This is a genomic window from Arcobacter aquimarinus (assembly GCF_013177635.1).
Taxonomy (GTDB): Bacteria; Campylobacterota; Campylobacteria; order Campylobacterales; family Arcobacteraceae; genus Aliarcobacter; species Aliarcobacter aquimarinus.
The window spans coordinates 2,147,095-2,170,578 of sequence record NZ_CP030944.1 but is presented as its reverse complement, the minus strand read 5'-3'; the positions used below and the strand labels follow the sequence as shown (position 1 = coordinate 2,170,578).

The 23,484-nt window shown below is 29.2% G+C and carries 17 protein-coding genes, 2 tRNA genes and 3 rRNA genes; 14 read left to right on the top strand and 8 right to left on the bottom strand.

All coding sequences use genetic code 11. From position 1 onward, the window contains the following. Position 1: 1 nt before the first annotated feature. Genes AAQM_RS10955 through AAQM_RS10940 form a run of 4 tightly spaced genes read right to left on the bottom strand, consistent with a single transcriptional unit; the run spans position 2 to position 5,806 of the window. Entirely contained in the window at positions 2 to 2,266 is a 2,265-nt protein-coding gene (locus AAQM_RS10955; protein ID WP_129094757.1) for a diguanylate cyclase, read from the bottom strand. A gap of 44 nt (positions 2,267 to 2,310) precedes the next feature. After that, positions 2,311 to 3,243 carry an ABC transporter ATP-binding protein gene (locus tag AAQM_RS10950; protein ID WP_129094758.1) on the bottom strand — a complete coding sequence of 311 codons (933 nt, stop codon included), beginning with the start codon at positions 3,241 to 3,243 and terminating at the stop codon, positions 2,311 to 2,313. After that, entirely contained in the window at positions 3,240 to 4,745 is a 1,506-nt protein-coding gene (locus tag AAQM_RS10945; RefSeq protein WP_275406535.1) for an ABC transporter permease, read from the bottom strand. The genes AAQM_RS10950 and AAQM_RS10945 overlap by 4 nt, the downstream gene beginning before the upstream one ends. A gap of 53 nt (positions 4,746 to 4,798) precedes the next feature. Beyond that, positions 4,799 to 5,806: a Fe(3+) ABC transporter substrate-binding protein gene (locus AAQM_RS10940; protein WP_129094760.1), complete on the bottom strand. Its 1,008-nt coding sequence runs from the start codon at positions 5,804 to 5,806 to the stop codon at positions 4,799 to 4,801. Positions 5,807 to 5,973: 167 nt separating this feature from the next. On the opposite strand from AAQM_RS10940, the gene AAQM_RS10935 reads away from it, so the two are divergent. The 8 genes from AAQM_RS10935 (at position 5,974) to rrf (ending at position 14,239) form a co-directional block, all read left to right on the top strand. Then, positions 5,974 to 6,543 carry an anthranilate synthase component II gene (locus AAQM_RS10935; protein WP_129094761.1) on the top strand — a complete coding sequence of 190 codons (570 nt, stop codon included), beginning with the start codon at positions 5,974 to 5,976 and terminating at the stop codon, positions 6,541 to 6,543. Beyond that, positions 6,543 to 7,742 carry a glycosyltransferase family 39 protein gene (locus tag AAQM_RS10930; RefSeq protein ID WP_129094762.1) on the top strand — a complete coding sequence of 400 codons (1,200 nt, stop codon included), beginning with the start codon at positions 6,543 to 6,545 and terminating at the stop codon, positions 7,740 to 7,742. The genes AAQM_RS10935 and AAQM_RS10930 overlap by 1 nt, the downstream gene beginning before the upstream one ends. Beyond that, a complete protein-coding gene (locus AAQM_RS10925) occupies positions 7,739 to 8,368 on the top strand; it encodes a type II secretion system protein (protein WP_129094763.1) in 630 nt (209 codons plus the stop codon). Before AAQM_RS10930 ends, AAQM_RS10925 begins: the two co-directional genes overlap by 4 nt. A gap of 435 nt (positions 8,369 to 8,803) precedes the next feature. Continuing rightward, positions 8,804 to 10,321 (top strand): 16S ribosomal RNA (locus AAQM_RS10920). 99 nt (positions 10,322 to 10,420) lie between these two features. Then, positions 10,421 to 10,497, top strand: a tRNA-Ile gene (locus tag AAQM_RS10915). 31 nt (positions 10,498 to 10,528) lie between these two features. After that, positions 10,529 to 10,604 (top strand) — tRNA-Ala (locus tag AAQM_RS10910). A gap of 363 nt (positions 10,605 to 10,967) precedes the next feature. Beyond that, positions 10,968 to 13,882 (top strand): 23S ribosomal RNA (locus tag AAQM_RS10905). A gap of 241 nt (positions 13,883 to 14,123) precedes the next feature. Further along, positions 14,124 to 14,239, top strand: a 5S ribosomal RNA gene (gene rrf, locus AAQM_RS10900). The 16S, 23S and 5S rRNA genes sit together here with 2 tRNA genes alongside, the layout of an rRNA operon. Before the next feature lie 287 nt (positions 14,240 to 14,526). Here the strand turns inward: rrf and AAQM_RS10895 are convergent. Together AAQM_RS10895 and AAQM_RS10890 are read right to left on the bottom strand one after the other, a co-directional pair. Continuing rightward, positions 14,527 to 15,036, bottom strand: a complete 510-nt coding sequence (locus AAQM_RS10895) for a peptidylprolyl isomerase (protein WP_129095377.1) — start codon at positions 15,034 to 15,036, stop codon at positions 14,527 to 14,529. Positions 15,037 to 15,059: 23 nt separating this feature from the next. Beyond that, positions 15,060 to 16,934, bottom strand: a complete 1,875-nt coding sequence (locus AAQM_RS10890) for a peptidoglycan D,D-transpeptidase FtsI family protein (RefSeq protein WP_129095376.1) — start codon at positions 16,932 to 16,934, stop codon at positions 15,060 to 15,062. A gap of 28 nt (positions 16,935 to 16,962) precedes the next feature. On the opposite strand from AAQM_RS10890, the gene AAQM_RS10885 reads away from it, so the two are divergent. Both AAQM_RS10885 and murG read left to right on the top strand, forming a co-directional pair. Beyond that, a complete protein-coding gene (locus tag AAQM_RS10885) occupies positions 16,963 to 18,210 on the top strand; it encodes an FtsW/RodA/SpoVE family cell cycle protein (RefSeq protein WP_129095375.1) in 1,248 nt (415 codons plus the stop codon). Then, positions 18,207 to 19,232, top strand: coding sequence for an undecaprenyldiphospho-muramoylpentapeptide beta-N-acetylglucosaminyltransferase (murG, locus tag AAQM_RS10880; RefSeq protein WP_129095374.1), 1,026 nt, complete (start codon positions 18,207 to 18,209; stop codon positions 19,230 to 19,232). The genes AAQM_RS10885 and murG overlap by 4 nt, the downstream gene beginning before the upstream one ends. On the opposite strand, the gene AAQM_RS10875 is transcribed toward murG, so the two are convergent. Then, positions 19,218 to 19,985 (bottom strand): undecaprenyl-diphosphate phosphatase, encoded by a 768-nt coding sequence (locus tag AAQM_RS10875; RefSeq protein WP_129095373.1) that lies wholly within the window; start codon positions 19,983 to 19,985, stop codon positions 19,218 to 19,220. The two genes, murG and AAQM_RS10875, sit on opposite strands and share 15 nt — an antisense overlap. After that, positions 19,982 to 20,644 carry an MqnA/MqnD/SBP family protein gene (locus AAQM_RS10870; protein ID WP_129095372.1) on the bottom strand — a complete coding sequence of 221 codons (663 nt, stop codon included), beginning with the start codon at positions 20,642 to 20,644 and terminating at the stop codon, positions 19,982 to 19,984. The genes AAQM_RS10875 and AAQM_RS10870 overlap by 4 nt, the downstream gene beginning before the upstream one ends. Before the next feature lie 71 nt (positions 20,645 to 20,715). Between AAQM_RS10870 and AAQM_RS10865 the strand changes: the two genes are divergently transcribed. Genes AAQM_RS10865 through hisJ form a run of 4 tightly spaced genes read left to right on the top strand, consistent with a single transcriptional unit; the run spans position 20,716 to position 23,429 of the window. After that, a complete protein-coding gene (locus AAQM_RS10865) occupies positions 20,716 to 20,937 on the top strand; it encodes a MoaD/ThiS family protein (RefSeq protein ID WP_129095371.1) in 222 nt (73 codons plus the stop codon). A gap of 2 nt (positions 20,938 to 20,939) precedes the next feature. After that, a complete protein-coding gene (locus tag AAQM_RS10860; protein WP_129095370.1) occupies positions 20,940 to 21,395 on the top strand; it encodes a molybdopterin synthase catalytic subunit in 456 nt (151 codons plus the stop codon). Beyond that, positions 21,392 to 22,657 (top strand): GGDEF domain-containing response regulator, encoded by a 1,266-nt coding sequence (locus AAQM_RS10855; RefSeq protein ID WP_129095369.1) that lies wholly within the window; start codon positions 21,392 to 21,394, stop codon positions 22,655 to 22,657. The genes AAQM_RS10860 and AAQM_RS10855 overlap by 4 nt, the downstream gene beginning before the upstream one ends. Then, a complete protein-coding gene (gene hisJ / locus AAQM_RS10850) occupies positions 22,638 to 23,429 on the top strand; it encodes a histidinol-phosphatase HisJ (protein WP_129095368.1) in 792 nt (263 codons plus the stop codon). Before AAQM_RS10855 ends, hisJ begins: the two co-directional genes overlap by 20 nt. Positions 23,430 to 23,484 lie beyond the last annotated feature (55 nt).

Sequence of the window (23,484 nt, the reverse complement as noted above, 5' to 3'; positions counted from 1 at the left end):
TTTAACCCTTCTTCTTATTTTTATAAATTGTTTTTGATGCATACATAAGTTTATCAGCTTTTTCCATCAATGAGTCGAAACTATCATTTTTCTTATATTGTGCAACACCAAAACTACAAGATATTTTTAAATTTTTATTTGAATCAATGATGATATTTGAAACTTTCTTTTCTAAATGAGTAACAGTTTTTTTAGCTTGTTCTAGATTTGTTTCTGGAAGAATAATCAAAAATTCATCTCCTCCCCATCTCCCTAAACTATCTGAATTTCTTATATTTTTCTTTATAGTTTGTGCCACATTGATTAATACTTCATCTCCAATATGGTGTCCTAATTTGTCATTTATTGGTTTAAAGTCATTTAAATCAAAGAAAATTATTGAGAAAATAGTGTTATATCTGTAATTTCTATCTATTTCATTTTCACAAATTTCTTCGATTTTTCTTCGATTATAAATATTTGTTAGGCTATCTTTATTTGCTAATTTTAATAACTCTTTTTCTATATTTTTTCTTTTTTTGATTTCACTATTCAATTTATAATTTAAAAACATAAAAATACTAAGTAAAAAAAATAGAGGAACAATATATTTTAAAATTTCAATTATATTAGTTTTATCATGATATAAAATTTGTTGATAAGCATTTAATATATTGTTTTTTTCTTCATTAGTTAATTTACTTATTGCAATATTTAGAAGATTTATAAATGGTTTGTTAATATTTTCACTTTCTAAATAGATATTTAGGTTATATTGTAATGTTTGAACTATTTTAATATTTTTAATATTTTCATAGTTTATTTTATGAGAAATAGAGTAAATATCATCAATAAATCCATATATTTCATCATTTTTTAATTTGTTAAAAGCATTATCTACTGAATTAAGCTCAATAAAATTAATTTTTGGATAATTCTGTTGTAATTCTTTTATCAAATCTAGTTTTTCTGAGATACCAACAGTTACATTACTTAAATATTCTAAATTATTTATCAAATTTTTATTATCTTTTGTTGCCATTACTATTGGAATTTTAGCTATAGAATTTGTATAAACGAACTTATTATTTTTTATAGGTTTTGTACTATATTTGAATTGAACTTTTATATTGTTTGTGAATATGTTTAAGTTTTTTGTACTTAATCTTTCTTCTATATTAAAAGCTTTATTTGTTTTTTCTGATAATAGATTCCAAAAATCTATTTCAATCCCTACTTGCTCATTTGTAATTTTAAAAGAATAGGGAATTTTATTATTTTCTATAAGTAAAGTAAATTGATTATCTCTTAAATAACTATTTATATCTTTATTAAGTAAAACTTTTGTTTTATCAAAAATCAAAGATTCTGCATCAAAGTTATTTTGTGCATTTAATCCTAAAAATTTATAAAATGAATTTATTTCATTAATTTTATTTAAATTAATAGTACCTAGAGTTTCTTCTTTTATATTAGACAAATCTTTTAGTATATTTGCTTCAAATATTAATTCATCTAAAGTTTTATTTTGAGTGTTATATTTTTCATAAATTATTTTTACACTCTCTTCAATATTATTAAAAGCATACTCCCAACCTTTTAATGAAGCTTCATTGAAATTTAGAACTCTTGTTGGATTATTTGATAACTCTTTTTTTGAAGTAAATAATATTCCTTCAAAAAAATCAAAATTATAATCACTTGGATTTATAATATTATATTTAATATTTTTTTTATCCAATAAATAAGGTTCATTTGATAAATATCCAGCATAAGCATCAACTTTTTTGTTTAATAAATCATTTATATCAAAAGTATGTTCTAAAAAATTAACACTATTTAAATTTAATCCTTGAGATAAAATCATTGCATTAACTGAAGCAGATTCTTTTGCATCAGAAGTAATCATAACTTTTTTATTTTCTAAATCTTTAGGTGTTTTTATATTTGACGATTCAAGAGTTAATAATATTAAAGGAGATTTTTGGAAAATAGTTGAGAGTAGAATAATATTTTTATCTTGATTATTATCTAATATTAAAGAAGATTTTCCAATTGCATAAATAGTTTCATTTGAAATTACATTTTTTATTATAGAATTATAATCACCTTGAAACTCTTTAATTTCAATATCAATGCCCAAATCTTTATAATAACCTTTTTCTTTAGCTATATAATAACCTGCAAATTGAAATTGATTTAACCAATCAAGATAAAGGGTTACTTTTTGATTTGCATTTAATGTAACAATAAAAAATAAAATAATTGGTAATATTTTAATAATCATAGAATTATTCTACAATATTTAAAATAAATATAATATTTTTATGTTTAAAAACTTAACAGTTCTCCATTAAACTTATATTTTATTTTTTGACCAATTTCTAAATGGTCGTTGTAACTATGAACTAATAAAATTTTATTTCCAGTATTTATTGTAATTTCATAAAAACTTCCATAAAAAACTATATTTTCTATTACAGCTTCAAATTGACCATTTGGACAAATTTCTATATGTTCAGGTCTTATAAAAGTGTTATCTTCAAGTTGAGTTATTTTTCCTAAAAAATTTGCACAATATAAATCTTTTGGATGATGATAAACTTCTTTTGCTGTTCCTACTTGTAAAATATTTCCCCCATGCATAATTGCAATTCTATCTGATAAATAAAAGGCATCTTCTTTATCATGAGTTATAAATAATGCAGTGATATTAAAAGCTTTTATCATTTCTTTTAATTCAGTTCTTAAATGAGATCTTAATTCTGTGTCTATATTACTTAAAGGTTCATCAAGTAAAAGTATTTTTGCTTTATTTATTATAGCACGTGCTAGCGCAACCCTTTGTTGTTGCCCACCACTTAATTCATGAGGAAATTTATTTTCTTGACCTTTTAGTTTTGTTTTTTCCAAAACATCTTCTAATTCATCTTTTGAAGCTTTGCTTCCAAATGTTATATTTGAGGAAATACTTAAGTGAGGTAAAAGAGCATAATTTTGGAAAACTACAGCAACTTTTCTATCTTTTGGTGAAAGATTTGTATTTTTAGAAAAAACAGTTTTATTATCAACTGAAATTTCTCCATCATCTGGGGTTTCTAAGCCTGCAATCATTCTTAGAAAAGTTGTTTTTCCACTTCCACTTTTACCTAAAATAGTGAAAATTTCACCTTCATTAATTGATAAATTAATTTTGTTTGCAATACAAATATTACCTTTACAAAAAATCTTTTGTAAATTTTTTACTTGAACTATTTCATTCATATTTTTCTTCTCACAAATTTAGAGTTTAAAAGCATAACAGCAATAGCTGTTGTAATAATTAGAACAAGAGAAGGGAAACCCACTTTATAAAGCATTTCATTACTTGCTAATTCATATATTCTAATAGCTAGGGTATCATAATTAAAAGGTCTTAATATTAACGTAGCTGGTAATTCTTTTGCAATATCAATATATAAAATTAAAAAACCACTTAAAATATATGGTCTCATTAATGGTAAATATACTTTAAAGATATTTTGCAATTCACTTTTCCCAAAAATTTTACTTGCGTCATCAATACTAGAATCAATTTTACTAAAACCATTTTCAATTGAGCCAATACTTGAAGCAAAATATCTAGTGGCATAAGCAAAAATAAGCATAAAAAAAGTTCCACTAAAAAGTATAAAGCCTAAACTTTTGTCTAAAAAGCTACTAAATATTAATAGTCCAACTCCAACGACAGCTCCAGGAATTGAATATCCTAATATAGAAATTTTATGTGTAATATTTGCTATATTCGAAGGATAAAATCGTAACATATAAATAACTATAAAAGACAAAGAAATAATTACAGCAGAAGAGATAATATTAAGTTGTAAGGTATTTAATAAATAACCAAAAGTAGTAAAATCTAAAGTATTAAAATCTAAAATAAACCAGTATATTAAAACAGATGTAGGAATAAATAATGATATGCTTGCAATTACAAATGAAATTAAAAAAGCAAAAATATTATATTTACCCTTTAATCTAATTTTTGAAACTTTTTTTGCACTATGAGTTGAACTTACAAATCTATATTTTTTTCTAATAATAGATTCAGTCCATAAAATACCAAAAACAAAAATAAGTAAAACAATAGCTACATTTATAGCTCCTGCTAAATCTCCATATCCAAACCAACTTTTAAATATTCCAAAACTAAAAGTTTCAACACCAAAATATAAAACTGTTCCATAATCACTTAGTGTTTCCATAATTGCTAAAATACTTCCCGCAAAAATTGCTGGGTATGCAAGAGGAAAATATACTTTAAAAAAGGCTTTGATGGGATTCATTTGTTGTAAAGAAACTAATTCAAAAACTGTTGATGAAATAGAAGCAAAAGATACTCTTGCTAAAATATAAACATAAGGGAACATTGCAATAGAAAAAACAAAAATCGCTCCATAGACATTTAATATATCATATCGAATACTATTATTAGCTACAATTTCTGATAATATTCCCCTATATTCAAAAAACCCCACATAAGCATATCCTAAAATATAAGCAGGATAAGCAAGTGGTAATATAAAGCAAATAGTAAAAAACTTATCTCCAAAATATTCAAATCTTGCACTCAAATAAGAAGTTATTGTTCCTAAAATAACAACAAATATAAATGTTCCTACTATTAAAAAAGATGTATTAGATGTATATTCAAGTAGTACTTTAGTTTTAATAAAATCATTATTAAAATTTCCTTCTAGTACAAAGTAAATAAGAAGTGCTAGTATTGGTAAAGCTATACTTAGCCCTATAAAAGGTGCTAAGTAGTATTTTAATCTGTTTATTTCCAGTTCCCTTCAGTTGCTATTTCAACTGCTTTTTTTGTGTTTTTACCTATTTCATTTAAAGAGATATTGTCTTCTTTGAACGTTCCCCAAGATGAAACAGTTGAAGATGGTTTTACTTTAGCATTTACAGGATATTCATGATTTCCTTCTGCAAAAGTTGCTTGAGCCTCTTCAGAGCTTAAAAATTCGATAAGTTTAACAGCATTTTCCTTATTTTTTGCAAAATTAGTAACTCCAGCACCTGAAATATTGATATGTGTTCCTGTTGTTTCTTGAGCAGGGAAGAATATTTTTACACTTTTTGCAATTTCTAAATCTTTTTTGTCTTTACCATTTAACATTACACCTAAATAATATGTGTTTACAATTGCTAAATCAGCATCACCAGCAGCAACAGCTCTAATTTGATCTCTGTCTCCACCTTTTGGATTATAAGCAAAATTATCAACTAAACCTTTTGTAAATTCTAAAGCTTTTTCTTCACCATGATTAGCAATGATTGAAGCTAATAAAGATTTATTATATGCGTTTGTTGAACTTCTTGTAATTATTTTACCTTTAAATTCAGGTTTTGTAATGCTAAAATAATCACCTAAATTTTTTTCATCAATTTTTGAAGGATTATATACAAAGATTCTTGCTCTTTTTGTTAACGCAAACCATTGATTTTGATCATCTCTTAAATGAGAAGGAATATTTTCTTGTAAAGTTTTTGACTCAATACTTTGTAACAAATTTCTAGTTTTTGCTTCATAAAGATTTCCAATATCAGCTGTAATTAATATATCAGCAGGTGTATTCTCTCCTTCAATTGCGAGCTTAGAAACTAATTCTTCTGCTTTTGCAGTAACAACATTTACTTTTATTCCTGTATTCTCTTCAAATTTTTTGAATAGGATTTTATCTGAATCATAATGTCTATGTGAATAAACATTTACTTCAGAAGCAGCGAATAATGAACTTGCTAATAAAATAGCACTTAGTGTTAATTTTTTTACCATTTTTACTCTCTTTAGTATATTAATAATTATTATTGAAATACTATTGAAATAAAACTTTATTTTTTCTTAATACTAAGAATGATTATCATAAAATAAATGAAATATTTTAAGACAAACAAATATTATTATTGTTATAATGCAAAAATAAAAATTAGGAAATTTAAAATATGATATTAATGATTGATAATTATGATAGTTTTACATACAATATTGTTCAATATTGTTTAGAATTAGGGGCAGATTTAAAAATCATCAGAAATGATGAATTAACATTGGAACAAATAATAGAGTTAAATCCAGAGAAAATTATAATTTCACCTGGTCCAGCGACTCCAGATGATGCAGGAATTTGTTTAGAAGTTATAAAATATTTTGCTGATAAAAAACCAATTTTTGGTATTTGTTTAGGACATCAAGCAATAGGGCAAGTTTTTGGTGGAAATGTAGTTCGTGCAAAAAATATGATGCATGGTAAGACATCTTCAATAAAAGTTATAAAAGATACAAAAATTTTTGATGGTTTACCAAGTAATTTTATTCAAACTAGATATCATTCATTGATTGTTGAAAAGGATAATCTACCAGAAGAGATAATAGCAACCTCATTTAGTGAAGATGATAATGAAATTATGTCTTTAGAAATTAAAGATAAACAAATTTATGGTGTACAATTTCACCCTGAATCAATCATGAGTGAGTACGGATATAAAATAATTGATAATTTTCTAAAATTGTAATGATTAATACAAATAAATATAGCTATTACTTTTATACTATATTAACTCTGTTATTTTGTATCCTAATATTTAAAGCAGAAACATCTCTTAGTATTTCCTATAAAGAGGCTTTAAATGTTTTTGTAAATACATCAGTTTTATCTATTATTACTAATATTTCAATATATTTATTTGGACAAAACGATATTGCACTAAGAATCCCTTTTATACTTTTTTATGTAGCAAGTGTTATTTTAATGTACAAAATAACACATAATTATTTTAAATATGAAAAAGATAGATTGATCTCTATAGTTGTTTTTATGCTACTTCCTGGAGTTCTAAGTGCTTCTTTATTGGTTAATAGTGCGATAATAGTGATTTTTTGTACGCTTTTATATTTATATTATTTTGAAAAATATAAAAAACATTCTTACTTTTTGTTACTTTTATTTCTTTTGATTGATAATTCATTTGCTATATTATATTTAGCCTTGTTTTTTTATTCTATAAAAGAAAATGATAAAAAGCTTTTATATTTTTCTTTAATATTGTTTTTTTTATCAATGTTTATTTATGGTTTTTCAACAGATGGCAAACCTAGAGGATTTTTGATAGACACTGTTGCAATTTATGCAACTATATTTTCTCCTATACTTTTTTTATATTTTATTTATACCACTTATAGAGCAGGAATAAAAAAAGAGCATAGCTTGAGTTGGTATATTTCTATGACAGCTCTATTTCTTTCAATTTTTATATCATTTAGACAAAGAGTTTATATTGAAGATTTTGCTCCTTATGTTGTAATTGGTGTTCCTCTTATGATAAAAACTTTTTTGCATTCATATAGAGTTAGATTAAAAGAGTTTAGAAAAACATATAATATATTATCAATTTTAACTGTTTCAATGCTTTTAATAAATGTAATATTTACTTTAGTAAACAAACCTTTGTATTTGATATTACCAAATCCAACAAAACATTTTGTATATCAATATCATTTTATTGAAGAATTATCAAATGAATTAAAGAAAAAAAATATAAATGGATTAAATTCTTTTGATAAAGAGTTGATTCTAAGGTTGAAATTTTATGGATTACAAGAAGGTGATAACTATTTTATATCTCCAAAAGAATTTTATAATTATGATGAAAAGATTTCTATTAAATATTATGATAAAGAGCTTTTTACAACATATTTAAAAAAACTAAAATGAAAAAATCTATTTCATTATTAGAAATAATAATAGTTATAGCTTTACTCTCTTTATTGTATTTGATTTTTTTACCGAATAATAAAATAAATAAATTAGATGAAATAACAAATAGATTATCTTTATATCTTTCATATGTAAGATATAAAGCACTAATAGATGATAAATACAGTGATGAGAATAATTTATGGCATAAAAAAAGATGGACAATAAAATTTTTTAGATGTAGGGAATCAGAAGGTGGAATCTATTTTTCGATTTATAATGATAAAAATTTAACAGGACATCCTAGTGTAGATGATTCATTGAAAGATCCTTTAACAAATAAAAATATATATAGTTCTAATTTTTGTCAAGAAAATACAAATAATAGTAAATATACACTTTTAACGAAATCATTTGATATAGTAGATGTAAATATTAGCTGCAATGAAACAACTTCTTTAGGTCAATTATCATTTGGAGCTAATGGTAAAATCTTTTCTAAACTTTCAAATCATGAAAATGAATTTAATCAATATGAGATAAAAGAAAGATGTAAAATCATATTAAGAACAAAAGAGGAAGAGAAGAAAGAGATAGAAATATATCCAAAAAGTGGATTTAGAGAAGTAATAAATAATAATTAAAGATATATTAAGAGGTAGTAAGGGTAGAAACACAAAGATAAGATAGTAAAAGAATAGAGTGTACAGTAAATTTGAAAATTTTAGCTAAATTTAAGCTGTAAGCTCTTGACAAGGATAAAAAATCCTATTATAATTCCCGTCCAAATTGACTGAAGCGCATCAAACGAAAGAGAGATGAGAAAGGTTTTAGTTTATTAGGATGATCTTTAAAATAATTTAATTGAAGTTTATGAAGTAATCTTTATAAACCGAATATATAAATCTTATAAAAATCTGTTTCATTGTTTACAGAAATAAAATAAGAAATAATGTTAATATAAAAAATATATAAAACAAGATGAGATGGTAAAACATTGAAAACTTGTCTATGATAATGAGTGATAATTTTGTAATTAGTAAAATAATACAAAAATGTCAGTTTCAAATAATCTATAATTTATGGAGAGTTTGATCCTGGCTCAGAGTGAACGCTGGCGGCGTGCTTAACACATGCAAGTCGAACGAGAACGGATTATAGCTTGCTATAATTGTCAGCTAAGTGGCGCACGGGTGAGTAATGTATAGATAACCTGCCCTCTAGAAAGGAATAACAGATGGAAACGTCTGCTAATGCCCTATATGCCTTTAATACATAAGTATGCAAGGGAAACGCTTTAGTGCTAGAGGATGGGTCTGTATGGTATCAGTTTGTTGGTGAGGTAATGGCTCACCAAGACTATGACGCCTAACTGGTTTGAGAGGATGATCAGTCACACTGGAACTGAGACACGGTCCAGACTCCTACGGGAGGCAGCAGTGGGGAATATTGCACAATGGACGAAAGTCTGATGCAGCAACGCCGCGTGGAGGATGACACATTTCGGTGCGTAAACTCCTTTTATATAGGAAGATAATGACGGTACTATATGAATAAGCACCGGCTAACTCCGTGCCAGCAGCCGCGGTAATACGGAGGGTGCAAGCGTTACTCGGAATCACTGGGCGTAAAGAGCGTGTAGGCGGGTATATAAGTCAGAAGTGAAATCCTATAGCTTAACTATAGAACTGCTTTTGAAACTGTATACCTAGAATGTGGGAGAGGTAGATGGAATTTCTGGTGTAGGGGTAAAATCCGTAGAGATCAGAAGGAATACCGATTGCGAAGGCGATCTACTGGAACATTATTGACGCTGAGACGCGAAAGCGTGGGGAGCAAACAGGATTAGATACCCTGGTAGTCCACGCCCTAAACGATGTACACTAGTTGTTGTGAGGCTCGACCTTGCAGTAATGCAGTTAACACATTAAGTGTACCGCCTGGGGAGTACGGTCGCAAGATTAAAACTCAAAGGAATAGACGGGGACCCGCACAAGCGGTGGAGCATGTGGTTTAATTCGACGATACACGAAGAACCTTACCTGGACTTGACATAGTAAGAACTTTCTAGAGATAGATTGGTGTCTGCTTGCAGAAACTTATATACAGGTGCTGCACGGCTGTCGTCAGCTCGTGTCGTGAGATGTTGGGTTAAGTCCCGCAACGAGCGCAACCCTCGTCATTAGTTGCTAACAGTTCGGCTGAGAACTCTAATGAGACTGCCTACGCAAGTAGGAGGAAGGTGAGGACGACGTCAAGTCATCATGGCCCTTACGTCCAGGGCTACACACGTGCTACAATGGGGTATACAAAGAGCAGCAATACCGCGAGGTGGAGCAAATCTCAAAAATATCTCCCAGTTCGGATTGTAGTCTGCAACTCGACTACATGAAGTTGGAATCGCTAGTAATCGTAGATCAGCTATGCTACGGTGAATACGTTCCCGGGTCTTGTACTCACCGCCCGTCACACCATGGGAGTTGAACTCATTCGAAGCGGGGATGCTAAAATAGCTACCTTCCACAGTGGATTCAGCGACTGGGGTGAAGTCGTAACAAGGTAACCGTAGGAGAACCTGCGGTTGGATCACCTCCTTTCAGAGAATTAAGTTAAGATTTGTTTCTTAACTTAAAAACTTAAAAAAATATATGATTTTATATTCGGTTTATAAAGATTATTTAAATAGGTAGTAAAAGGGGCCTATAGCTCAGCTGGCTAGAGCGCTCGACTGATAATCGTGAGGTCTCAGGTTCAAGTCCTGATAGGCCCACCATTAAATAATCTAGTAAAGATTAATTTAGGTTGGGGAATTAGCTCAGCTGGGAGAGCGCCTGCTTTGCACGCAGGAGGTCAGCGGTTCGATCCCGCTATTCTCCACCACCTATTATTTAAAATGAGAGTTTTAAATAGAAATAGTTCAATTAAGATAAAAAAAGATGATAGAAAGTTAAATATAAGTTCAAAGAGATTGAATTTATATTTGATTTTCGAATCAAAGTTTTTCAAAGAGATTTGAAAATGATATTTAAAAATATAATGTTAAAGTCTTTAATTTTTTCGTAAGAATTATATAACAGCAATGTTAAATAATTTAAAACAAAAAAAATTTCATATCTAAATTTTAGAAATAAAACTATAGATAGAACACAACATGTTTTATTAGATATATTTTAAGTAATATGTTTAATAAGATAGTAGCCAAAGAATATTATCAAAAATGCGATAGAGTTTAACTCTATTTATTAATAAGCTATTAAGGGCTAATGGTGGATGCCTAGACTGTAAGAGGCGATGAAAGACGTATTAGGCTGCGATAAGCCTCGGGGAGCTGCCAAAGAGCTTTGATCCGGGGATTTCTGAATGGGGCAACCCAATATAGTGAGAGCTATATTACCCAATATGGGAGCTAACCTGGTGAAGTGAAACATCTCAGTAGCCAGAGGAAGAGAAATCAAACGAGATTCCGTTAGTAGCGGCGAGCGAAAGCGGATTAGGACAAACCCAATGCTTGCATTGGGGGTTGTAGGACCATAACATGAGACTAAAGAGGATAGATGAAATACTTGGAAAAGTGTAGCATAGAAGGTGAAACTCCTGTAGTTTAAATTCTCAATAGCTCTAATGGTATCCTGAGTAGGTCGGAACACGTGATATTTTGACTGAAACTGGGGGGACCACCCTCCAATCCTAAATACTACTTACAGATCGATAGTGAACAAGTACCGTGAGGGAAAGGTGAAAAGTACTCCAGCGAGGAGAGTGAAATAGAACCTGAAACCATTAGCTTACAATCATTCAGAGCCCTATGATTTATCAGGGTGATGGACTGCCTTTTGCATAATGAGCCTGCGAGTTGTGGTGTCTGGCAAGGTTAAGTCAAGTACGAAGCCGTAGCGAAAGCGAGTCTTAATAGGGCGAATTAGTCAGATGCTGCAGACCCGAAACGAAGTGATCTATCCATGAGCAGGTTGAAGCTGGTGTAAGAGCCAGTGGAGGACCGAACCCGCAGGCGTTGAAAAGTCTTGGGATGACTTGTGGATAGGGGTGAAAGGCCAATCAAACTTCGTGATAGCTGGTTCTCTCCGAAATATATTTAGGTATAGCCTTGTGTTGTAGCATATAGGGGTAGAGCACTGAATGGGCTAGGGCTGCTTACCGCGGTACCAAACCCTATCAAACTATGAATACTATATGTGGAATCACAGGAGTCAGGCGGTGGGTGATAAAATCAATCGTCGAGAGGGGAACAACCCAGACTAACAGCTAAGGTCCCTAAGTTACATCTAAGTGGAAAACGATGTGGAGTTACTGTGACAACCAGGAGGTTGGCTTAGAAGCAGCCATCCTTTAAAGAAAGCGTAACAGCTCACTGGTCTAGTGATTCTGCGCGGAAAATATAACGGGGCTAAGATGTACACCGAAGCTTTAGATTCAATTTTTAATTGAGTGGTAGGAGAGCGTTCTATTCAGCGTAGAAGATGTACCGGTAAGGAGCGTTGGAGCGGATAGAAGTGAGCATGCAGGCATGAGTAGCGATAATTGAGGTGAGAATCCTCAACGCCGAAAACCCAAGGTTTCCTACGCGATGCTCGTCATCGTAGGGTTAGTCGGGACCTAAGTCGAGTCCGAAAGGGGTAGACGATGGCAAATTGATTAATATTTCAATACCAACATATAAGCGCGATGTGGGGACGCATAGAGTTAATCGAGCTCACTGATGGAATAGTGGGTCGAAGGACGTAGGCTGTAACTTAGGCAAATCCGGGTTGCAATAGGCCGAGATCTTACAGGCTCTTGACACTCTTCGGAGGAGATGGAGAATCGATGATACTGTCGTGCCAAGAAAAGCCACTAAGTATATTGTATGTTGCCCGTACCGTAAACCGACACAGGTGGGTGGGATGAGTATTCTAAGGCGCGTGGAAGAACCCTGGTTAAGGAACTCTGCAAACTAGCACCGTATCTTCGGTATAAGGTGTGCCTACTTTGGTATATGGACTTGCTCCAAAAAGCTAGAGAGGTTGCAACAAAGAGTCCCTCCCGACTGTTTACCAAAAACACAGCACTTTGCTAACACGTAAGTGGATGTATAAGGTGTGACGCCTGCCCGGTGCTCGAAGGTTAACTGATGATGTCAGCGCAAGCGAAGCATTTGATTGAAGCCCGAGTAAACGGCGGCCGTAACTATAACGGTCCTAAGGTAGCGAAATTCCTTGTCGGTTAAATACCGACCTGCATGAATGGCGTAACGAGATGGGAGCTGTCTCAACCAGGGATCCAGTGAAATTGTAGTGGAGGTGAAAATTCCTCCTACCCGCGGAAAGACGGAAAGACCCCGTGCACCTTTACTACAGCTTGACACTGTAGCTTGGATATTCATGTGCAGGATAGGTGGGAGGCTGTGATGCTAGGACGCAAGTACTAGCGGAGCCATCCTTGAGATACCACCCTTGAATATTTGAGTTACTAACTGCGTACAATTATCTTGTATCAGGACAATGTCTGGTGGGTAGTTTGACTGGGGCGGTCGCCTCCTAAAAAGTAACGGAGGCTTACAAAGGTTAGTTCAAAGCGGATGGAAATCGCTTGTTGAGTATAATGGCATAAACTAGCTTGACTGTGAGACATACAAGTCGAACAGAGACGAAAGTCGGTCATAGTGATCCGGTGGTTCTGCGTGGAAGGGCCATCGCTCAAAGGATAAAAGGTACGCCGGGGATAACAGGCTGATCTCCCCCAAGAGCTCACATCGACGGGGAGGTTTGGCACCTCGATGTCGGCTCATCGCATCCTGGGGCTGAAGTCGGTCCCAAGGGTATGGCTGTTCGCCATTTAAAGCGGTACGCGAGCTGGGTTCAGAACGTCGTGAGACAGTTCGGTCCCTATCTTCCGTGGGCGTAGGAAAGTTGAAGAGATTTGTCCCTAGTACGAGAGGACCGGGATGAACGTACCACTGGTGTACCAATTGTTCTGCCAAGAGCATCGTTGGGTAGCTACGTACGGATGTGATAAGAGCTGAAAGCATCTAAGCTCGAAGCCAACTCTAAGATTAACTTTCCCTGAAGTTCCCAGCAAGACTAGCTGGTTGATAGGCTGGATGTGTAAGCGTTGTAAGGCGTTTAGCTGACCAGTACTAATAGAACGTTTGGCTTATTTTAACAATTCTTTGGTTTACTATCTTATTAAATATATGTTTTTATATTTAATATATATTGTGTTTAATGTTACCTTGAAAAAATGTCAATTTTTTTAAGAAGCAAAGACTTTAGCATTATTTTTTCTTAACTCCTTAACGAGTTGAGTATTAAGTAAATTTAGAGAAATTATCTAAGTGATGATTTTTATGAGTGAACAGAATTTTAGTTCTTTTTTATTCTTAATTTATTTAATACTCAACTTGCTGGTGGCTACAGAGAAGTGGAAATACCCAGTCCCATTCCGAACCTGGAAGTCAAGCACTTCATCGCCGATAATACTGCCGGGTCCCCTGGTGGAAACGTAGGTCGCTGCCAGCTTTGAGTTTTTACACACACAAAGCTTCTTTCTATTTGAACTACTACTAGTTCTCTTTGGAAGAAGCTTTTTTTTTACCTACCCTTTTTTTGGCTCTTCGTATTTTTATATCTCTGTTTATTAACAATTATTTAACTTTCTTTATCATTAAGCAATATTTGGCTTATAAGGAGATTTTTTACTTATAGGCTTACTTTATTTAGATTTTTATTAGAATGGATTTAAAATGATTTTTAAAAAGGAAGAGACAGAAATATCTCTTCCTTTTATATTTTTTAATTAAAAGTAATTAATCTCTTTTTTCAAGAATCTCAATAGAAACAATTTTATCATTTTGTTTAATTGCATCAAGTGCTGCAAAGCTATCTGCATCATTTTCTTCTATAGCACCAAATACAGTGTGATGATTATTTAAGTGAGGACAAGGAACAAAACATATAAAAAATTGACTACCACCTGTGTTTCTTCCTGCATGAGCCATTGATAAAGAACCTCTATTGTGTATTTGTTTTTCAGCATTTACTTCACATTTAATTGCCCAACCAGGATTCCCAATTCCTGAACCTTCAGGACAACCTCCTTGTGCCATAAAACCAGGGATAACTCTATGAAAGATTAGTCCATTATAAAAACCATCATTTACCAATGTAGCAAAATTTGCAACTGTAGTTGGTGTCTCTTCATTAAATAGTTTAATAAAAACTACCCCTTTTTCTGTAGTTATTTTTGCATAGTTGAATTTTGATAATTCTTCTTTTGATAAGTTATATTCTTTAATTTCTTTTTTTAATCCGAACATATTTTCACCTTTATAAATAATTATTATTTGTTTGAAATTATATCTTCTTTAGGTGTTAAATAGTTTAATTTTATTAGATTTTGAACTATTTCTTTAAATACAGGAACTGCTGACCATGAAGCATAGTAGTAATACCAATTTTTACCAGTAGAAATAGGGTTAATAACAGTTACTCCAATAGTATAAGAATTTCCTTCTTCATCATTTACAAAACCAAAAAATGAAGATATATATTTTTTAAGATATTTACCTCCTCTAGCTATTTGAGCTGTTCCAGTTTTTCCACCTATTTCTAGCCCATTCATACGTGCAGCTTTTCCCGTTCCATCTGTAACTGTTTTTACAAGCATTCTTTTCATTTCATCTGCTGTTGCTTTAGAGATTACAAATTCGGGTTTGTCATCATAGGGTTTATATTTATTGTTATCATAAGTTAAATAATCAACTATTCTTGGTGTAACCATATATCCATCATTATTAAAAACAGAATAAGCTTTTAAAACTTGAATAAAAGTAGATGTCATACCCTGTCCAAAAGAAACAGTTGCTTTAAAAACATTGTCTTTTTTATCTTTATCTCCTGCAGAGAATTGCCAAACTTTTGGCATTACACCTTTTTTTTCATATGGTAAATCTATGCCTGTTTTTCTAGTAAAGCCAAATCTTTTCATTCCTTCAAAAAATTCAGGACCAGTTAATCTTTGTGCAATTTGTAAAGTACCAATATTTGATGAAAAAATAACTATATCATCTAATGTTAAATAATGTGTTTTAAATTGATGATCATCTTTTATGGTAAATCTACCTATTTTATAAGCACCTTTAGGATAGCCTTTTTGAGACATAGAGCCAAAATTATTATATGCTGGAAAATTTTCATTTTTTTTGACTAAACCTTTATCCATTGCAAGTGCTATAGATAAGGGTTTAATAACAGAACCTGGTTCAAACTGATATTCAACTGCATTAACATTTAGATAAGGAATATCTTCTTTTTTTATTTTTTCAGGATTAAATCTATTTGATGATGCCATTGTTAAAATTTTTCCTGTTTTACTATCCATAATTGCAACAATTATTTCATCTGCACCGAGTTTTTCCTTATATAAATCAAGAGTTGTTTCATTGTTCTTTTGAAGTTTTAGTGGAACATTTAAGTTTAATGTAGCCCCATCTACTCTTTTTGTTATTAAAGAACTTTTGTCAAAAGAAATATATGATAAAACATCTCTATCTCCTTGTAAAACTCCATCTTTTGATTGATTTAGAACTTTATTATAATGTCTTTCAAGTCCTTTTATTCCATTTACTTTTGTTTTTCCTGCTTCTGATTCAAATTTTGAAATATATCCAACTACAGGTGTTAGTGTATCATTATAAGAAAAAATTCTTTTTTCGCCACTTTCAGTTATTGTTAAACCTCTTAAAATTTTAGAACCATTAATTTGTCTACTAATAAAAACATCTAATTGAATAAGTTTAAATGCAAGTTCTTTTAAATTTTTTGCTGTTCTTGAATCAATTTGATATGATAAAACTAAGTAGCCTGGACTTTTTTCTCCTTCAGCTAATTTTTCTTTTAATGTTTTATAATCAATATTACTATAGATCGAAAAAAGGTTTAAAAAAAGTTCTTTTTTATTTGGATCTAAATATCTTGTATCAATGGATGCTGTGTATAATTTTTTTGAAGAAGCAATTTTAAAATCATCTGCACTTATTATATCACCTCTAACAGCAAGTTCATTTTTTTCACTTCTTAAAGAAGGTAAGTGCCTTTTTTCACTAATAGTTCTGAAAACTGATAAAATTAGTATTGTTAAGGCTAAAAAAATTAATAGAAACAAAATTACTATTTTTTTTGTTTTATCTACTTTTTCGATTTTGTTTGAAGACATATTTATCCATATTATTATATAATGAGAAATGTATTTTAACAAAACTAATATTAAATCAATCAACAATAATTTAAATAAAAATGAAGCGGATTATACTCTGTTTATATTGGTGTCATTATTAATTATTATAAGTATAATATTTTCATATTCATTGACAATTTATACAGTAGAGTATTTTGGTTATAATCAATTTCATTTTTTTATAAGACAAAGTTTAGTGGGTATTGTATCTATATTATTAATGTGGTTTTTATCACAAAGAGATCCCGATAAAACTGTTGAAAAAATAGGAATGACCTTTTTTATAATATTCTTTTTATTAATGATTGCAATGCCTTTTCTACCTGCTTCATTAGTAACAGCTTCTGGTGGAGCGAATAGATGGATTAGACTTCCTGGATTTTCTTTATCTCCTGTAGAATTTTTTAAAATAGGATTTATTTATTTTTTATCTTGGTCTTTTCATAGAAAAGTTATATATCAACCTAAGAAACTTGGATTAGTTGATGAAGTGTTATTACTAGCACCATATTTTTTAACATTTTTTGTTGTTGTATTTATAATCGCTTTTTTACAAAAAGATTTAGGTCAAGTAGTATTATTAGGTGTTATTTTAGTTGTATTGTTAATTTTTGCTAATAGGTCGTTTAAAATCTTTTTAGCTTTAGGGATAATTGCATTAGTTGGTTTAGTTGGATTAATTGTTGCCGCACCACATAGAATTCAAAGAATCCACTCATGGTGGGCGATGGTTCAAGATGGTATATTATCTGTTCTTCCTTCTTGGGCAGAGCCGTATTTAAGAATTGATGAATTACCTGAACCTTATCAGGTTTCACACTCATTAAATGCTATACATAATGGTGGTTTTTTTGGACAAGGAATAGCATTAGGAGATATTAAAGTAGGATTTTTATCAGAAGTTCATACGGACTTTGTTTTAGCAGGTATTACAGAAGAGATAGGATTAGTTGGACTATTTATAATTTGTACATTAATTTTTAGTATTGTTTGGAGAATTTTTAAAATTAGTAGAAGGGTTGAAAATCCAATATATCATTTATTTACATTAGGTATTGCTTTGATGATTATTATTGCATTTTTGATAAATTCTTATGGAATTTCAGGAATGATACCAATAAAAGGTATTGCCGTTCCTTTTCTTTCTTATGGTGGTTCATCTATGTTAGCAATGGCTGTTTCTGTAGGATTAGTATTATCAATTAGTAGAGTAGTAAAAGAAGAAGATGTGAAAAAAAAGGTTAAGAATATATGATAGAAACGGTTGTTGTAACAGGTGGTGGAACAGGTGGGCATCTAAAAGTTGCAGATGCTTTTATTGATGAATTATTTAAAAGAGGAATAAATATTATTTTTATTGGTTCCTCAAATGGTCAAGATAAATTTTGGTTTGAAAATGATATAAGAATTAAAGAAAAATATTTTTTAGATACAAAAGGAGTTGTAAATAAAAAGGGATTTGGGAAAATAGCTTCTTTATTTAATATTTTTTCTAAAACTATATATTGTTTAAATTTATATTTTAAATATAAAATCAAAGTTGTAATTTCTGTTGGAGGCTTTTCAGCTGCACCTGCAACATTTGCTTCTATATTAAAAAGAGATTGTAATCTTTACATTCATGAGCAAAATTCAAAAATGGGTAAATTAAATGAACTAACATCAAAATTTGCTACAGAAGTTTTTTCTTCATTTGATGATAATTCATTGGTTAAAGATTATCCTGTTTCAAATGAATTCTTTAATTCTTCAAGAGTTAGAGAAAAAGTTAAAACTATTGCTTTTTTTGGGGGATCTCAAGGTGCAGTTTGTATAAATGATTTTGCTTTAAAAGTTGCTTCTAAATTAAATGAAATGGGAATAAAAATTATTCATCAAACAGGAAAAAATGATTTTGAAAGAGTGAAAAACGAATATAAAAGATTAAATATAAATGCTGATGTTTTTGATTTTTCTAAAGAAATTCCATTAAAAATGTCAAAAGCTGATTTTGCAGTGAGTAGAGCAGGAGCATCTACTCTTTGGGAATTATGTGCAAATCATTTACCAACATTGTTTGTTCCATATAAATATGCAGCTTCTGATCATCAATATTATAATGCAAAAGTATTAAAAGATAAAAATTTATGTTTTCTACAAAGAGAAGATGAATTAAGCGAGGATTATTTTTTTGAAGCTTTAAATTCAGATATTCATAAAATTAGCATTGAATTAATAAGTTCTATTAATCCAAATGCCACATCTCAAATAGTTGATATTATTTTAAAAAAGAGTTAAAAGTAATATTCCAAAAAGTATTCTATAAATTCCAAAAGCTACAAATGTAAAGTTTTCAAGGAATTTTAAGAATAGCTTTATAGCAATAAAAGCTACAATAAAAGATACAACAAAACCTACTAAAAGATTAATCATATTTCCAGCAACAAATAATTCATTGTGATGTTTTAACAAATCATAACCAGTTGTTGCACACATAACAGGAAATGCTAATAAAAAAGAAAATTCAGCACTAGCTTTTCTATTTAATTTTACTAACATAGCACCAATTATACTTGCTCCTGCTCTACTTGTTCCTGGAATTAATGCAAATATTTGAGCTATTCCAATCCACATTGCTTGTTTGAAAGTTACATCTTCAACATCAGTAGTATGAGTCTCTTTTTCATTATAAAATTTTTCTACTATTAAAAATACAATTCCACCAATAATAAACATCCATGCTACAATTTCTATATTAAACATAGCTTTGATTTGTGATGAAAAAATAAAACCTATAATTGCAATTGGTAAAAAAGCAATTAGTACTTTTGTCCATAAATTAATATGTGAAAATGTAAATTTTGATGGATAGTTTAAAACAACTGCTAAAATTGCTGCAAATTGAATTATAACTTCAAAAGCTTTATTAATATTAGTTTGTTCTAATCCTAAAAATTCACTAGCAACAATTAAATGTCCAGTTGATGATATTGGTAAAAATTCTGTTATTCCTTCGATAACACCTAAAATTATTGCATCAAATATAGTCATCTTAATCCTTTTTCTTTTGTTAATTTTAAAAATAGTTTTAAAGCTCTTTTTTCTTTTATCCCTAAATTGTAATCAATTTTAGTTAAATAATTTAAAATATTTCTTTTAGATACACCACTTCTTTTTGAATATTGTTCTAGTATATATTGAGGTATTTTTATATGTTTTTTATTAAAATTTTTTGTTATTGATTTTAATTTATTTTTATTTTTATTAAAACATAAAACTGCAAATACAAAAGGTAAATTGTATTTATCTTGCCATTGTTTTGCTAAATCAATTTTTAAAATATTTGGATTTTCATGATAAAATTTGAGTGCTTTATCTCCAATAATTACTCTTCCTTTTAAATCTAAAACTTTTGCAAGAGCATTTGAAGTTTGTGATTGAAAATCTGTCTGTTGTTTTCCTGGTATCAATAACACAGATAATACTTCATTTTTTGCTACAATTCCAAAATCCAAATTTTTTTCATTTCTTGAAGCTATAGAAGAGATAAAAGCACTATCAACTTTTCTTTTTTTAAATTTATTATTTATATAAGATGGATATGATTTTTTATATTCAATTATTGATTTTAATTGAGAAGATTGTATATTTTTCTTTATATAAATATGAAATGGTAATAAATTAATAAAATCAATTTTAGCAAATATCATAAAATATTTGTCCTTATTATGTTAGAATTTGGTCAGAATAATAATATAAATATAATAAGTAAGGGGTTAAAATGGTAAAAGTAGAATTTTTAGGACCAATAAACAAAGAAGATATGAATTTGGATATAACTAATTTAACACAATTAAGTGAAGTATTAAAAAATGATAAAGATGTGTCTAATTGGCTTGAGACTTGTGCAGTTGCAATAAATGATACATTAATAAATTCAAAAGATATTGAATTAAAAAACGGAGATAGAATATCTTTATTACCTCCTGTTTGTGGAGGATGAAAATGCAAAATAGAGCAGATTTTTTACAAATACATAAAGGTAGTTTAGAAGTTGAAAAGATTACTAACTTTTGGTATAACAAATACAAAAATTCTAATTTTGGAGCAATTATAACTTTTGTTGGTGTTGTAAGAGATGAAAATGAAATAGAAGGTTTATCTTTTGATATTTATGAACCAATTTTAAACTCTTGGTTTGATGAGTGGCAAAAAAAAGCAAATGAAAAAAATGCTATTGTATTAATGGCTCATAGCATTGGTGATGTTTTGAACCATGAAAGTTCCTATATCGCTGCTGTTTGTAGTCCAAAAAGAAGAGTAGCTTTAGAATTAATAGATGAATTTGTTGAAGATTTTAAAGCACAAGCTCCAATTTGGAAATATGATATTATAAATGGTCAACGTGTTTATGCAAAAGATAGAAGTACAGCTATTAAAGGTTCTGGCATATTATTATGAAACATAAAGTTTTAATAATTGATGATAGTATTTCTGTTTGTAATACATTAAAAAGTTTTATTGAAAATGATTTAGAAATTGATGTATTTATTGCCAAAAGTCTGAAAGATAGTGCAAATTTATTATTACAAGAAAAAGGTAAAATAGATGTTGTATTAGCTGATTTAGGATTACCTGATGCTCCAAATGGAGAGATTATTGATTTTCTTTCAAAGTTTAAAATTCCAATTGTAATTTTAACAGGTAGTGATAATGTAGATATAGAAGAGAAATTTAGAGATAAAAATATTGTTGATTATATAATAAAAGATGGGATTTCAGCTTTAACTTATGCTTCATCAATTGTAAAAAGAATAATTCATAATAAAAATATAAAAATTTTAGTTGTAGATGATTCGAAATCTTTTGTTAATAAAACTATAGATTTATTGAAAAGATATAAAATTATAGGATTATGTGCATATGATGGAGAAGAGGCTTATTCTGTTTTAAAAGAGAATAGTGATGTCAAAATAGTTTTAACAGATTACTTAATGCCAAAAATGGATGGTTTAGAATTAACAAAAAAAATTAGAAGGGATTATTCAAAAGATGAACTTTCAATTATTGTCACATCAAATGATACAAATAAAAAGATTCCTGCAAAGTTTTTGAAATATGGTGCTAATGATTTTTTATATAAAGGATTTTCTAATGAAGAATTCTTTGCAAGAATAAATTCAAATATTGAAGTCTTAGAACTTTTTGATGAGATAAAAAATAAAGCTAACAAAGATTATTTAACAGGATTATTTAATAGAAGATATCTATTTGATGTTGGAAACAAAATATATGAAGATTGTAAAATAAATGACAAAATTTTTGCAATTGCAATTATTGATATAGATAATTTTAAAAATATAAATGACACTTATGGTCATGATGTTGGAGATATGGCATTAAAAGAAGTTTCTAAAATACTAAATAAAGAAATTATGTCGAATGCATTAATTAGTAGATTAGGTGGGGAAGAATTTTGTATATGTTTTTATAATAGAACCGAAAAAGATATAGATGGACTTTTAGAAAATATAAGAAAAAAATTTGAGAATAATATTATAAACTATAATAATAAAGAGATTAAATATACAATTTCTATTGGTTATAGTTTTAGGTTTGGAAAAAATATTGATAGTATGATAAATAATGCAGATAAATATTTATATTTTGCAAAAAATGAAGGAAGGAATAGAGTAAGAAAAGATGAGAATAGATTTACATAATCATACAATACTATGTAATCATGCAACAGGAAGTGTTGATGAATATATACAAAAAGCTATTGAATTAGGAATTGATCAATATGGATTTTCAGATCATGCCCCTATGAATTACGATCCAAAATATAGAATGGATATTTCACAAAGACAAGTTTATGAAAATTGGGTTTTCGAAGCACGAGAAAAATATAAAGATAAGATAAAAATTTTATTGGCTTATGAAGTAGATTATTTAGATGGTTATTTATTAGATGAGATATTAAATGCTAAAGTAGATTATTTGATAGGTTCTGTTCATTTTTTAAAAAATAAGAGTGATATGTGGGGTTTTGATAATCCTGAATTTATAGGTATATATCAATCAAAAGATATAGATACAATTTGGATTGAGTATTTTGATGCAATTAAATCTATGGCTAAAACAGGTTTATTTGATATAGTAGGACATTTAGATTTAATAAAAGTATTTAAATTTTTACCTAAAAAAGATGTAAGATTAATTGCAAAAGATGCATTATTGGAAATTAAAAAATCTAATATGGTTTTAGAAATAAATCCAGCAGGTCTTAGAAAACCTATCAATGAAACTTATCCATCAAAACTTTTACTTGAGCAAGCTTATGAATTAGGTATTAAAATAACTTTTGGTTCAGATGCACATAGTGTTGATCAAGTTGGTTTTAAATATGAAGAAGCAACATCTTTAGCAAAAGAGATTGGCTATACGAATTGTGTTACATTTGAGAGTAGGGATAAAGTAATTGTCTCTTTTTAGACAACATGATTTTATTACTTATAATTGTATAAAATATATACAGCTGTTTTATTTA